The 12,548-nt window shown below is 43.3% G+C and carries 12 protein-coding genes; 7 read left to right on the top strand and 5 right to left on the bottom strand.

The window, feature by feature from the left end; all coding sequences use genetic code 11:
• Positions 1-31 precede the first annotated feature (31 nt).
• The 3 genes from GNF10_RS07910 to GNF10_RS39260 form a co-directional block, all read right to left on the bottom strand.
• Positions 32-2,113 carry a dynamin family protein gene (locus GNF10_RS07910; protein WP_185584090.1) on the bottom strand — a complete coding sequence of 694 codons (2,082 nt, stop codon included), beginning with the start codon at positions 2,111-2,113 and terminating at the stop codon, positions 32-34.
• A gap of 16 nt (positions 2,114-2,129) precedes the next feature.
• On the bottom strand, positions 2,130-2,450 hold the full coding sequence (locus GNF10_RS07915) for a DUF3040 domain-containing protein (protein ID WP_185584092.1): 321 nt from the start codon (positions 2,448-2,450) through the stop codon (positions 2,130-2,132).
• Between the two features lie 191 nt (positions 2,451-2,641).
• Positions 2,642-2,893 (bottom strand): hypothetical protein, encoded by a 252-nt coding sequence (locus GNF10_RS39260; protein ID WP_311774128.1) that lies wholly within the window; start codon positions 2,891-2,893, stop codon positions 2,642-2,644.
• A 680-nt stretch (positions 2,894-3,573) separates the two neighbouring features.
• Between GNF10_RS39260 and GNF10_RS07925 the strand changes: the two genes are divergently transcribed.
• A complete protein-coding gene (locus GNF10_RS07925) occupies positions 3,574-7,290 on the top strand; it encodes a tetratricopeptide repeat protein (protein WP_185584094.1) in 3,717 nt (1,238 codons plus the stop codon).
• Between the two features lie 187 nt (positions 7,291-7,477).
• On the opposite strand, the gene GNF10_RS07930 is transcribed toward GNF10_RS07925, so the two are convergent.
• Positions 7,478-7,672: a DUF433 domain-containing protein gene (locus GNF10_RS07930; RefSeq protein WP_185584096.1), complete on the bottom strand. Its 195-nt coding sequence runs from the start codon at positions 7,670-7,672 to the stop codon at positions 7,478-7,480.
• A gap of 115 nt (positions 7,673-7,787) precedes the next feature.
• Between GNF10_RS07930 and GNF10_RS07935 the strand changes: the two genes are divergently transcribed.
• From GNF10_RS07935 to GNF10_RS07960, 6 genes are all read left to right on the top strand, one after another.
• Positions 7,788-8,060 (top strand): hypothetical protein, encoded by a 273-nt coding sequence (locus tag GNF10_RS07935; protein WP_179072254.1) that lies wholly within the window; start codon positions 7,788-7,790, stop codon positions 8,058-8,060.
• Positions 8,057-8,455, top strand: coding sequence for a type II toxin-antitoxin system VapC family toxin (locus GNF10_RS07940; RefSeq protein WP_185584098.1), 399 nt, complete (start codon positions 8,057-8,059; stop codon positions 8,453-8,455). Before GNF10_RS07935 ends, GNF10_RS07940 begins: the two co-directional genes overlap by 4 nt.
• A 119-nt stretch (positions 8,456-8,574) precedes the next feature.
• Positions 8,575-8,859: a DUF433 domain-containing protein gene (locus tag GNF10_RS07945; RefSeq protein WP_185584100.1), complete on the top strand. Its 285-nt coding sequence runs from the start codon at positions 8,575-8,577 to the stop codon at positions 8,857-8,859.
• A 119-nt stretch (positions 8,860-8,978) separates the two neighbouring features.
• Entirely contained in the window at positions 8,979-9,953 is a 975-nt protein-coding gene (locus GNF10_RS07950) for a cysteine synthase A (protein ID WP_185584102.1), read from the top strand.
• 136 nt (positions 9,954-10,089) lie between these two features.
• Positions 10,090-10,422 (top strand): ferredoxin, encoded by a 333-nt coding sequence (locus GNF10_RS07955; RefSeq protein ID WP_185584104.1) that lies wholly within the window; start codon positions 10,090-10,092, stop codon positions 10,420-10,422.
• A 55-nt stretch (positions 10,423-10,477) separates the two neighbouring features.
• A complete protein-coding gene (locus GNF10_RS07960; protein WP_185584106.1) occupies positions 10,478-11,422 on the top strand; it encodes a DUF5331 domain-containing protein in 945 nt (314 codons plus the stop codon).
• A gap of 5 nt (positions 11,423-11,427) precedes the next feature.
• Here the strand turns inward: GNF10_RS07960 and GNF10_RS07965 are convergent, their stop codons facing one another.
• Positions 11,428-12,423 carry a folate-binding protein YgfZ gene (locus GNF10_RS07965; RefSeq protein ID WP_185584109.1) on the bottom strand — a complete coding sequence of 332 codons (996 nt, stop codon included), beginning with the start codon at positions 12,421-12,423 and terminating at the stop codon, positions 11,428-11,430.
• Between the last annotated feature and the right edge of the window lie 125 nt (positions 12,424-12,548).

A 12,548-nucleotide genomic window follows, 5' to 3' on the forward strand; every position in this document is an offset into this window, starting at 1 on the left:
AGCTTCTATCTAAGAATGGAATAAACTATTATTAGCTATAGTAAGCTAATAAATTACTATACGCCGCTTCAATTTTTTGCAACTGAGCTATTACGTCTTGCTGTAAGTTTTTTAAACGATTCAACTCACCCTCACGATTGATTTCACGGGTTTGTTTCTGTTTGACTAAATTATCTAATTCAGATTTGCGCGAGACAATATCATCGTTAATCCGCTTACCCACTTCTTTTTCGTAAGAGTCAAAACACTCTTTTACAGCATTATATACAACCTGAGATTGCTCGTGTGCTACTTGAGGTAGATGTTTAACTAATTCTTTCTTTGCCGTTTTAACTAACTCTTTACGGGCTTGATCTGCTTGCAAAAAGCCGACTCCTAAACCTAGCAGTGCAAATCCGATTGGTCCAAGAAAAATACCTGTCACTGCTGTAATTATTCCGCCAATACCAATTACAGTGAAGTAGTTTAACAAGATATTTTTCCAATCAAATCCGGCTCCAGCTAGTGCGAAACCAGCAAGATTTCCTTTAGATAGTGATAACAATCCCATTGCCCATTTTGCCCAACCGGGAGAGTTATCTTCTTCAGCAGTAGTAGTGGTATGTACCTTTACTTCTTGTCCAGTCAGCTTTTCTGTAATTTGGTCTGTGATTTGATTGTAAGATGCGCCATATTGTGCAGCACTGCGAGAAAGTTCTTTAAAAGCTGCATTGATATCTTTTTCAGCAGTTAATGTCCAAGCCGCAGATTTGTCAGTGATATATTGCTCAAAGGCTTTTTGCAGTGCGGCGTTAAATGCTTCTCGTTTACCACTGCTGAGAAAATCAAACAAATTTAATTCTGGTTGATAACGTAAGAAATCGGTTTCAAAAGTATTACCTAAATTTAAAACGTAGCCGCGAAAAGATTCAGAAATTGTTCTTGCTTGGGTGTCTCTGGTATTGATAATTTCTTTTTGGAACTCATCTCGAATACCTGTAAGTTTGTTAAACTCAGGTTCCACTGAATCAATCCGTTTTTTTAATTCATTTACATCTTGATCGAGTAATGGTATGCGTCTAGCAACTGCTTCACGGGTATGATTGCAGGCTTGCCTTGCCAAGGTTCTGACTTGACGAAGTTCTGCGATCGCACGTTCTCTGGTAAGAAATGTATTAAGGGCTTCCATAAACTTCGGAAAGCCAGTCCCATCTAAATCAGCTTGGGGGTTCTTCAACCGTCGTCTGAGCGCTTGAATTGACGAAAGCTCAAACACCCTTTCGTCATAAATATTCTGACCTTCTACAGTACAATATTCTGCTAAATTGGCGTTAAATACTTGCCGTAATCTATTCTCCGATGCTTGTAATTCTTCGACATCATCAGGATCAATCAATGATTCCCGCACCTGATCCCAAGCATTAACTAAAAAGAAAACCGTTAACCCTCGACCTTTGATATAATTTTCTAGGTAGCGACGCTCACCCAACGTACAAGGTTGAGAAGCTCTCATGACAAACAGAATTGCATGGCAGTTATTTACATAACCCAAAGATAATTCGTTGCGCGCTTCTGTATCATTCAATCCCGGACTATCGACAATTTCAATTCCCTTTTCTAGTAGCGTTAAGGGATACTCAACTACTGCATAATCAACATCAGGAAAGGCTTGTTTTTTCTCCTGCTCTAGTTTTTTAGCTTCAGCCGGATCAATGGTATATTTATATTTAAAGTTCTGAAAATCTAGCTGTTGTGGACTTTTACCATCATTAAAATGAATAGTAACTTTCTTTTCTGGCCCATAACGTAAAACTGTTAACACTGCGGTACAAGGGTTAACGTCGCTTGGTAATAAGTTTTCACCAATCAAAGCATTAAGAAACGTACTTTTTCCCCGCTTCATATCACCCAATACCAAAAGGCGAAATACACCTTGACGGAGATTTTTGCTAGCTATTGTAATATCTTCAATATCTCGTTCTAAACTGAGTTTTCCTGACGAAGAATCTCCAGCCAACTCAGCTTGATTAATTGTTTCAGCCAGTTTACTTAAACATACAGACATTTCCGATCGCACTTGAGCAACCCGCTCTAAATCTTGGATAAATCTGTCAGTTGCTACCTGATTTGTCATAAAAATTACACCTTTATTAAGGATTAGTTTTTTTAGATTCCAAAAATAATTTGTAAGACATCCATCCCAGCGCCCCAACAATAATAAACCCAGCCAATACTGAGGCTATTCTCACTGCAACTAGTGTTACTACAGCAAAAGCAAACAGCTTTCCACCCAGAATCAGTTTTTTCATCCAAGGTTTCTGATCTGGTTGATGCTTCACAGTTTGATGAAAAGCCGCATCAGTAGCATGGATGTTAGTTTCCATTTCCCGGAGTCGCAATTCAACTTCTCGTTCCCGTAATATACGTTCTCGGAGTTCAAGTTCTTTTTGGCGATCGCTCTCAGATGTCATCGGTGTTCATCCCGTCTAAGACAATGAAAAGATGTCAGCATTTACTCATCAATCATGCTGTATACTAACTTACGTAAATATTTAGCAACCCCAGTAAAATTACTATTTAAATGCGATCGTGCGATGCCTGCGGCAAGCTACGCTTACGCAATGGGCATCATTTACTGTAAATGATGCCTAATTTTTGTTGGTTACGCCGTCTGTTTAGAAGTTGCTTTTAAGTCTGCGGTCGATTTTATCCGGGTGATAGTGGCTTTACGAATGCGTAGGCGTAGCCCGCCGCAGGCATCGCTCTTGCGTACCCCGCCTGTCATCTCGTATTCCCGGCTATCTTTGCCATATTTCAACACTACACCACTAACTAAGCGTTCTGAGGTTTCGCAAATGCTCTTTTCGAGGGTTTCTATTTTTGCCTTTGCCGAATCAAGGGCAGTTAGCATCATATTATACTGGTCGATTTGGTTGCGGAGTTGTCCGGTTAACTGGATTAAATTGTTTAAACTGATAGAATCACCAAAGTCAAGGCTGGAATCAATCGATTTAAATCCGATTACTCTCTTTTCGGTTTTTTATAGCACGGAAGAGCTTCTTGTTTTGCGTGGCATCAATCTATACTTTTTACTAAACTTTATCTCTCTAGAGTGTCTCAATGGGATAATGTAGCGGTTCAGTAAAGCTTGCAAAAAAAGGTGTTTTTTTTAATAAGATTGGATTGCTAGCTCAGTAATTGCACGATACTAGATAAGAAATTGTTGAGAATGGACTTATGTTCTGACAGAATGGACTTGTATTCTGACAGAATGGACTTGTGTTCTGACAGAATGGACTTGTATTCTGACAGAATGGACTTGTGTTCTGACAGAATAGACTTGTGTTCTGACAGAATGGACTTGTGTTCTGACAGAATGGACTTGTATTCTGAACGAATATAACAATCAATACAGCCACAGCCCAAACAACAGCAAAGATTTGCCCTCATCTGTCCTGATTTTATAGTTGAACTGCGATCGCACCAATGCAGTATCTTCGCCAGTCACGCCATTAGTACCAGCTTATCGCCGATAATTTCGGGAAAAAGGTGATAATACGGTGAAGGTTACTCTGGAAACTCCTGCTGTCAGCCATGCCCCTAAACTTCACCTTCGCCCTCAGTCAACAGCAAACTTTTGAACTGCGCTGTGATTATGGCTCACGTCGCCTGGATAAAACGGAGTTGGCAGCGCTGATTGATTTGTGTGAGCAAAATTATTATGCTCAAGGTACTCAAGATGCTCAACGAAGAGAAAGCTTACTCCAAGACTTAGGACGGCAACTTTATCAATGGCTGGATGGTAAAGAAGGATGGCTGAAAAAGGCGCTGGATGAGGCGGATGAGCAAACGATTAATCTAGATTTGATTCAAACCAGCGAAGCGCAGGGGTTAAACCCGGAAACAGAACGGGTAGCGTTGGGTTTGGCGCATCTGCCTTGGGAATTGCTACATGATGGTGCAGGGTTTTTAATAGAACGCCAGAATCTTTCCGTTTTACCAGTGCGTTCTGTGCAGCAGCGTCAAACTCAAATAATTGGCGTGCAAAATCGCCCTTTGCGGTTGCTGTTTATGGCGACTTCTCCTGAAGATCCCAGAGTTCCACCACTAGGGTTTGAGCAGGAAGAAGCGAACATTTTGCAAGCAACTAAAGATCAGCCTTTGGCGTTGATTGTCGAGGAAAGTGGCTCGCTTGCAGAGTTAGCCAACTTGGTGCAATCCTACGAAGAAAACTATTTTGATGTCTTTCACCTCACAGGACACGGGATAATTTATACCAAAAAAGATTACGGCTCTTTGCTGTCAACAGGTGTAACGCTGGCAGACAATACCCCTTGCTTCATTACTGAGGATGAGGTGGGGAATATGCAACTTACTACTGTCAATGATTTAGCAAAAGCCTTTCGGGGACGCTGGCCGCGTGTAACTTTTCTCTCTGGTTGTCATACGGGACAGGTTGCTAACCAGGGGACAGTACCCTCGATGGTACAGGCATTGGTGAAAGCGGGGGCAGGTATAGTTTTAGGCTGGGCGCGTCCGGTGTTTGACCGCACGGGTATTGTAGCGGCACAGGCACTTTATCAAGCTTTGGCGACGGGGGAAACTGTTGAAGAAGCGGTGAAAGCGGCGCAGCAGGAGATGATTGAAAAAGAATGCACCGACTGGCATCTGTTGCGGATGTATCGGGATACGCGCCCCATTGCAGAACTAGTGACAGCGCTGAGAACAAGAAATCGTGAAAAGCTGAAGTTCACAGCGCCAGAGCAAGAATTTTTGGATGAGAATAATCAAGTTAAAGTTGCCAGTCAGTTTGAGTTTGTCGGACGCAGACGACCTTTGCAACGCTGTCTCAAGGCTTTGCAGGAAACCAGCGACCAAATCGGCGTGTTTATTGCGGGGATGGGTGGACTGGGTAAAAGTAGTCTGGCGGCGCGGTTATGTACGCGGGTGCAGATGCAGCGTTCTAATTTTGCGCGAGTTGTGTTGGTTGGGCCTTTGGATGAGTGGGGTTTGCTGAATAAGCTTTCTAATAAGTTTGAGCGGTTTGCAGATGTGCCCGCACTTTTGAACGAACCAAAGGTGTCTCTGAAAGGACGGTTGCAAAACTTTTTTGAAGCAATAGAAAACATTCACAACCAACCCTTACTGCTGGTGCTGGATGACTTTGAGCAAAACATCCCCACAGGTAATATTGAGGATGGCTCACTGCGGATGACGGCGGAAGCTTACGAAATTTTAGGGGCGATTTGTGCGGCGTTGGAGGAAAACGGGGCAGAAAGTCGGCTTATTGTCACCTGTCGCTATTTAAAAGCAGACACCTTGCCACCTCATCGCCTGCACTTAGAATCTTTGGCAGGGATGAGCAGCAGTGATATTGATAAAATCTGCTTTCCTTTAGATAAAGAAGTTAGGCAGCAGTTAAGAACTCAAAGGATTATTCACATTGCCGCTGGTAATCCCCGGTTGCTGAAGTGGCTGTTAGAGGTGATTCAGCAACCAGGAATAGCGGCGGATGAATTACTGAATCGGTTGGAGGCGACTGAGCAGAAATTCCGTGAAGATATTTTGGCACAAACTCTGCTGGATACTTTGGAACCGGAAGAACAAAAGTTTCTCGCACGGTTGAGTGTGTTTAATTTGCCTGTTACTGTTGAAATCATTAACGCCATCTCCCCCTCTGTTGCTTCTCTGCAAAAGCTTGTCAGCCTCAGCTTAGTTGAGTCTGCCACCACTCACCCCACCCAGACAGCTAATTATCGGGTGACGACAATTTTAGAATCGTTGCTAGAAACAGTGTTGATTCAGGAAGAATGGCAAGCAACGCGACAGCAAGCGGTTAGGGAAATTCATCAAGCTTGGTGGGAGGAGAATGACAACCCCACGGAAGTAGAAGCACTGGAAATTGTACGTTTGGGATTGCTGGCAAAAGAGCAGGAGATTGCTGTCAGCGTTGGAAATAGAATTGCAAGCAATTGGCTGAACAATTCCCGCTTTGTGGAAGCTTTTGATTTGTGTAAGCAAGTTCTGGCAGTTTTTCTAGACTACCGCATTTTAAGAAGCATCGCCTTAGCTGAAGATGTTTTGGGTTTTGTGCAAGAGGCTCTTTCGCATTATCAGCAAGCTTTAGACCTTTGCCCTGAAGATGACTTAATCACAAAAGCTGCAACTCTCAACAACATGGCAGAGATAATCAGCCAACAGGGAGATATAACTAGTGCATTTGCACTCTACAAGCAATCCTTGGAGATAATTGAGCAGACTGGCAATGCCCAAGGCAAAGCCGCTATCCTCAACAACATAGCAGGGGTAATTCGCCAACAAGGGAACATAGCTAGTGCAATCGCGTTCTATCAGCAATCCTTGGAAGCCACTGATCGGATTGGTGATGTCAAAAACAAAGTCACTATTCTAGGCAGAATGGCAAGTATTCTCGGCCAACAAGGATACATAGCTAATGCGATCACACTCTACGAGCAATCCTTGGAAATAATTAATCAGATTAGCGATATCCAAGGTAAAGCCTCAACCCTCAACAACATGGGACTGGTCATCGCCGACCAAGGGGACATAGCTAATGCGATCGCACTCTACAAGCAATCCTTGGAGATAATTGAGCAGATTGGTGATGTCGAAGGTAAAGCCAAGACCCTAAACAATATGGCAATGGTTATCGACCGACAAGGGGACATAGCTAGTGCATTCGCACTCTACGAGCAATCCTTAGAAATAATTGAGCAGATTGGCGATGTCGAAGGTAAAGCCGCTATCCTCAACAATATGGCTTGTATTGCTGGTAAAACAGGAGATAAAGCTAGGGAGTTAAAGCTAAATTTGCAAGCTGCTTTGGCTCTTGTGCAGGTTCGTGCCTATAGTCATTTGGTAACGGTTCTAAATAATTTAGGTGTAGCAGATGAAAGCAACGGTTTAGTCTACCTAGCTCAAGCAATCTGGCTAACGCTGAGAATTCAAGCCCCCTTATCGGTCACTATTCAATTAATCCGTGTTTTACATAATAGAGTGCTTCAAGGCGATGAACTAAAAGTTTTGCTGGGGGCAACAGCAGTATTCTTTTGCATTTACCAAGGTGAAGGTCATCCTCGGTTAGGAGAACTCCAGGATATAAGTACCAGATTGATATCAGAGACGGCGGATGCCCAAGGAATTGAAACAGAGGAAGCCGTTGGTGCTTGGTTTATCCAGCAACGACTAAATGATCCAGAATATTTCCTCCCCCGACTCAATCAACGCCTAGAGGAGATTGTCGGCGATGGGTGGTTGTTTGACCGCAGTCAAGTTTTAATGGGTGAATAAGGGGAAATGCGATTACGATTACACCGTAAGATGATTTCTAATTAAAAAAATACCTCTGTTGACGAGTTTCGACTTCTCTGCGAGACGCTACGCGAACGCTCAACTCTCGACCACTCAGTTGGTTGAGCGAAGTCGAAACCAACGGCTATGGTAAATTTATTACTAGAATTCACCTAAAGTCAAAAATTCACTCTACCGTAAAAGCAAATACCGCCCTTAGCGCTTCTGAGGTAAGGGTAGGATAGTTTTCTAGCACTTGTTGTTCTGTCCATCCCGCAGCAAACAAACCCAATAAGAACTCTACAGATAAACGAGTTTCTTTCACAGTCAGCTTACCCAGCAAAATTTTTGGGTCTGAATGAATGTACTGTTGCCAGTCCATAGTTTTACTCCGACTAAGCTACAGCTATTGTTGCACAGTATGATTTTTGTTGAATTGCTGAAGGGAAATGCGATCGCGCTAATCTTAAATTAATTGATGACAATATAACCAGCTTATGCAATCCCTAAATATCATACTGCCAGATGCGATCGCTAATGCTCTCAGTGCTTACATCGGCGATCAAGAAGTTTCCCTACCTGCTAACGCTATCGTAGAAAATGCCCTCGAAGAATTCCTCAGCCAACGTGGTTATTTACCTCCACAAAAGCAAGGTTTACGCCTTACTCCTGCACCCAAGGGAAGCGGATTTAAAGATACGTCAGTAAATCACGATAAAATTCTAGCTGAACAAACGTTTTTGCAGTCATTGCCACCAAACACACCTTGAGAGCCGTAATTGCTGACACTGGGCCTTTATATGCTGCTGTAGATATAGACGACCAATATCATGAGCGCTCCCAAGCCGAACTACAACGTATAAATACAGAAAATTTAATAATCCTAGTTCCCTTTCCTGTTTACCTGGAAACATATAATCTTTTGCTATATCGTCTCGGAACTGAACAAGCGATTAGCTTTGCTAGACAATGTATAGGAGCAGTTCATTTCGTCAATCCTTCACAGGAACAATATATGGCAGCAGTTAAAAAAGCTGCAAGTTTTCCAGATCAACGGATTACCGTCTGCGATGCTGTCACTGCCGTTTTGTCAGAAGAAATGAAGCTACCAGTGTGGACGTATGACTTTCATTTTGATCTGATGCTGGCTCAGGTATGGCGGTAAACAACTATGATTATTGTTGGATTGCTCAGAGACGAAATGCGATCGCGCTACTCTTAAATTAATTGGCGACAATATAATCAGCTGATGCAATCCTTCAATCTCACACTGCCAGATGCGATATGGAATCTCAACTAATACAGAGTTCTCCCGACATCCTTTCTGGTACACCCGTTTTCTATGGAAGTCGCGTACCAGTACAAACATTGATTGATTATATCGAAGCAGGCGAGAGTGCTTCGCACACGCTTCGTGAACGCCTTGACGACTTTCTAGAAGATTTTCCCACTGTGAGCCACGCACAGACAACAGCGTTTCTCAAGCTAGCCCTGAAAGCTGAAGGAAAATGCGATCGCGTTAATCTTAAATTAATTGCTGACAATATAAGCAGCTTATGCAACCCTTAAATATCACACTGCCAGATGCGATCGCTTAGGTAACTATGATTATTATTGGATTGCCGAGTGGGGAAATGCGATCGCTATAAGCCAAAATTTTTATAGATACTCACACAGGTATAGTCAAAATGGATATTAAAAATGGCTTCGTTGGCGCTGTTGGCAACACACCCCTGATTCGCTTAAACAGCTTCAGTGAAGAAACAGGGTGTGAAATCCTCGCTAAAGCTGAATTTCTCAATCCTGGCGGTTCCGTCAAAGACCGCGCTGCACTTTACATCATTGAAGATGCAGAAAAAAAAGGTTTACTCAAACCCGGTGGTACTGTTGTAGAAGGAACTGCTGGTAATACTGGCATTGGACTAGCACATATTTGCAACGCCAAAGGCTACAAATGCCTAATTATTATTCCCGATACTCAGTCACAAGAAAAAATAGATGCACTGATCGCATTAGGCGCAGAAGTCCGTCCCATTCCTGCTGTACCCTACAAAGACCCAAATAACTACGTCAAGCTATCTGGCAGAGTCGCTGCTGAGTTGGAAAATGCTATTTGGGCGAATCAGTTTGATAACCTAGCCAACCGCCACGCCCACTACGAAACCACAGGGCCGGAAATTTGGAAACAGACAGATGGTAAAATAGACGCATGGACAGCTGCAACTGGTACTGGTGGTACTTATGCTGGTGTGGCGTTGTACTTAAAAGAACAAAATCCAGCAGTTAAATGCGTTGTTGCCGATCCACTGGGTAGCGCACTTTATAGCTATGTCAAAACTGGCGAAATCAATATAGAAGGAAATTCCATCACCGAAGGCATCGGAAATGGTCGTGTCACAGCCAATATGGAAGGCGCACCTGCTGATGATGCCATCCAAATCGATGACAAAGAAGCTTTACGTGTAGTTTACCAACTGCTGAGGAAAGATGGACTGTTAATGGGCGGCTCAACAGGTATTAATGTTGGCGCAGCTGTCGCCCTAGCAAAGCAGTTGGGGCCAGGACATACCATTGTCACCATCTTGTGTGATAGTGGTTCCCGGTATCAGTCGCGGATATTCAACCCTGAATGGCTAGCCTCAAAAGGACTTTCAATAGATTAGTTATGGGGAATTGGGAATTGGGCATTGGGAATTGGGAATTGGGAATTGGGCATTAGCTAAATTTCAATACTGCTTCCCCTACTCCCCCTGCTCCTCTCCCCTCTGCGTCCTCTGCGTCTCTGCGGTTCGTTAAAAAATGACAAACATAACTCAACCATCAAACTTCTCGACAATAGACCAACCTTCTTCTTCTAAATGTGTGCGGGTTTGTCAAAATCGCACCTGCAAAAAGCAAGGTGCAGCCAAGGTATTAGCAGCTTTTACAGCTTTGCCAATTCCTGATGTAACGATAACGGCTAGCAGCTGTTTAGGGCAATGTGGTAATGGGCCAATGGTGCTGGTATTACCCGATATGGTCTGGTATAGCGGTGTTCGACCCGATGAAGTCTCTCTACTGATAGAAAATCATTTGCTAGGTGGTCAAAGAGTCAAACAGATGCTCTATTATCGGTTTCATCCCCAGAAATAAAGCTAAATTTTCAATATCAGGCTCTGTAATCTTGTTGACTGAAGCGAGGCATCCAATGAATATCCAACAGCTGCGTCAATCCTTAAAACAAAAATGGCTTATTTACTATAAGCAAAATATTACCTGGCTGGTCAAAATGCGAATTTGGGGGACTTACGATGGTTTGCGCCGTCCTTTGTCCGGTTTTATTTTGGCAACACTGTCTGTTTTAGAACCCCAGTTTGATGAAATACTTGCTTTTATGCTGGATCTGAATAACGATCCAGATAAAATAGTTGCCGCTTTAGGTCTTAATTTCAATCCTGATGAAGAGTTAGATTTAATAAAATCAGAACATTTTATGGCTACAAGCCAAGTTGAAAGCGAGTCGCCAGATGAGAAGCATTTTGAGGATAAACATCTGTCAGAGGTTGTAACTGCCAGCAAAATTGCGCTTCATTCTCTTGCCAAGACTTTAGACTCCAACTTGTCACAGACTGATACACTTGTGCCATCCTTTACGGCTACTGCTGAGGTAGTTCGCACACGCAAACCTGAGTTAGCTGTTGCATTTGCTACTAAAATCGCTCCAGATACTCCGGTTAAAACGCCAAATTCTGGTTTCCTAAGCGAATATCAACCACTACGTAGCTACTTTGCAACTACTCGTCAGACATCACTTCTTGAACGCCTCCCTTCAGGAATGACCAGTGAGGTTAACAGCAAAGCCAAAACTATGCCATCTGTGGCATTAGCTAGCGAGGTTAAAAGCAACGCGCCATCTGTCCGAATCCCTGTAGGCGCATTGCTGGCAATTACTACTGAAATTAACAGTAATGGTAAACCAGTGCGATCGCTAGCAATTACTACTGAGGTTAAAAGTAACAGCAAGCAAACGAATATTCAACCACAAGATGTTAAGAGCAAAGTGAATTTACCAACCACAAATGCCCGTAGTTTAGCTTCTTGGGTAGATGAATTTTGTTACGGCACTAGGAATAAAGAAGATATTTTGACTTGAATTACTTACGGGTATTCGTGAGAAACAAAGGGTATTTCTATGACTTCACCTTCAGTTTCTCCCACTTTAACTTTTAAGCCGACACCACCAGCTTTGGTGCGAATGTAACCTAGTCCAAAATAACCATCAGCCGTTTCTGTGTAACTGGTAAGTTTGCCGACCTTTTCATCTCCCACTGCGATCGCACTTCCAACTGACGCAGGGGCACTGAGCCGGATACCCAAAAGGTGTTGTTTTACACCTTTATATGTATTTAACCGAGCAATGGTTTCTTGCCCAATATAGCAACCTTTAGTAAAAGAAATTGTCTGCCACAAACCAACTTCCAGAGGATTGTAATCATCTGTGAGTTCAGCATCTGGGGCGGGGCGGCCTTGTAAGATTCGTAAGGCATCCCAGGCGCGATCGCTCATTTCTATCGCCCCAGCTTCTAACAATTTGTTCCACACTGTTGTTTTGTCAGTATAGGGGAAAGTGAAGGTGTATCCGGGAGCCGCTAACCCGCTACCCACAGCAATCCGTACTCCCTCAGCCGGAGCGATCGTGTATACTTGGTGATTACCGTAAGGTTGGCCGATGAGTTCGCCAATACCCAATTTTTCTAAAACAGCGTCGCTTCCTGGGCCAATGAGGCTGAAGGTGTTGGTGTATTCTGTGATATCAGATAATTCCACCTTGTCGGCATAGAAAATATATTTATCCAGCCATTCCATGAGATATTGGCGGCGGTTGGGTGAAACTAGCAGGATTACCGCATCTTCTCTAACATAGGCGGTTGCTAAATCAATTGTTCTCGCTGTAGAAGTGACGAAAACCGTATCACAACCTTGTCCAGGCTTGAGTATCTGGAAATTGTTAGTACTTTGGTTGTGTAAGAAATTGAGGCGATCGTCACCAGATACTTTGATACGTCCCCAGGCGGTGCGATCGCATATTGCAACCCCAAATTTGGCAGCTTGGATTGCTGCTGCGTCTTTATCGTCAAGTGTAGATGTTGGCATGGTGATGAGAAGTTGCCCTGTTTGAATGTTGTTGCACTGGAAATCTTAGCAAATAAGGGTTTCCGGCTTCAATGGTGAAGGGATGAAAGGAATTATGCTGATAGCGATCGTTTAAATTACGAACT

The sequence above is a fragment of the Nostoc sp. UCD121 genome (assembly GCF_014222285.1).
GTDB lineage: Bacteria > Cyanobacteriota > Cyanobacteriia > Cyanobacteriales > Nostocaceae > Nostoc.

Bases quoted from the DNA above. Each gene is read 5' to 3' on its own strand.
- GNF10_RS07925 (WP_185584094.1), top strand. From the start codon at position 3,574: ATGCCCCTAAACTTCACCTTCGCCCTCAGTCAACAGCAAACTTTTGAA.
- GNF10_RS07945 (WP_185584100.1), top strand. From the start codon at position 8,575: ATGGAATCTCAACTAATACAGAGTTCTCCCGACATCCTTTCTGGTACA.
- GNF10_RS07915 (WP_185584092.1), bottom strand. From the start codon at position 2,450: ATGACATCTGAGAGCGATCGCCAAAAAGAACTTGAACTCCGAGAACGT.
- GNF10_RS07950 (WP_185584102.1), top strand. From the start codon at position 8,979: ATGGATATTAAAAATGGCTTCGTTGGCGCTGTTGGCAACACACCCCTG.
- GNF10_RS39260 (WP_311774128.1), bottom strand. From the start codon at position 2,893: ATGATGCTAACTGCCCTTGATTCGGCAAAGGCAAAAATAGAAACCCTC.
- GNF10_RS07935 (WP_179072254.1), top strand. From the start codon at position 7,788: ATGCAATCCCTAAATATCATACTGCCAGATGCGATCGCTAATGCTCTC.
- GNF10_RS07960 (WP_185584106.1), top strand. From the start codon at position 10,478: ATGAATATCCAACAGCTGCGTCAATCCTTAAAACAAAAATGGCTTATT.
- GNF10_RS07965 (WP_185584109.1), bottom strand. From the start codon at position 12,423: ATGCCAACATCTACACTTGACGATAAAGACGCAGCAGCAATCCAAGCT.
- GNF10_RS07930 (WP_185584096.1), bottom strand. From the start codon at position 7,672: ATGGACTGGCAACAGTACATTCATTCAGACCCAAAAATTTTGCTGGGT.
- GNF10_RS07955 (WP_185584104.1), top strand. From the start codon at position 10,090: ATGACAAACATAACTCAACCATCAAACTTCTCGACAATAGACCAACCT.
- GNF10_RS07910 (WP_185584090.1), bottom strand. From the start codon at position 2,113: ATGACAAATCAGGTAGCAACTGACAGATTTATCCAAGATTTAGAGCGG.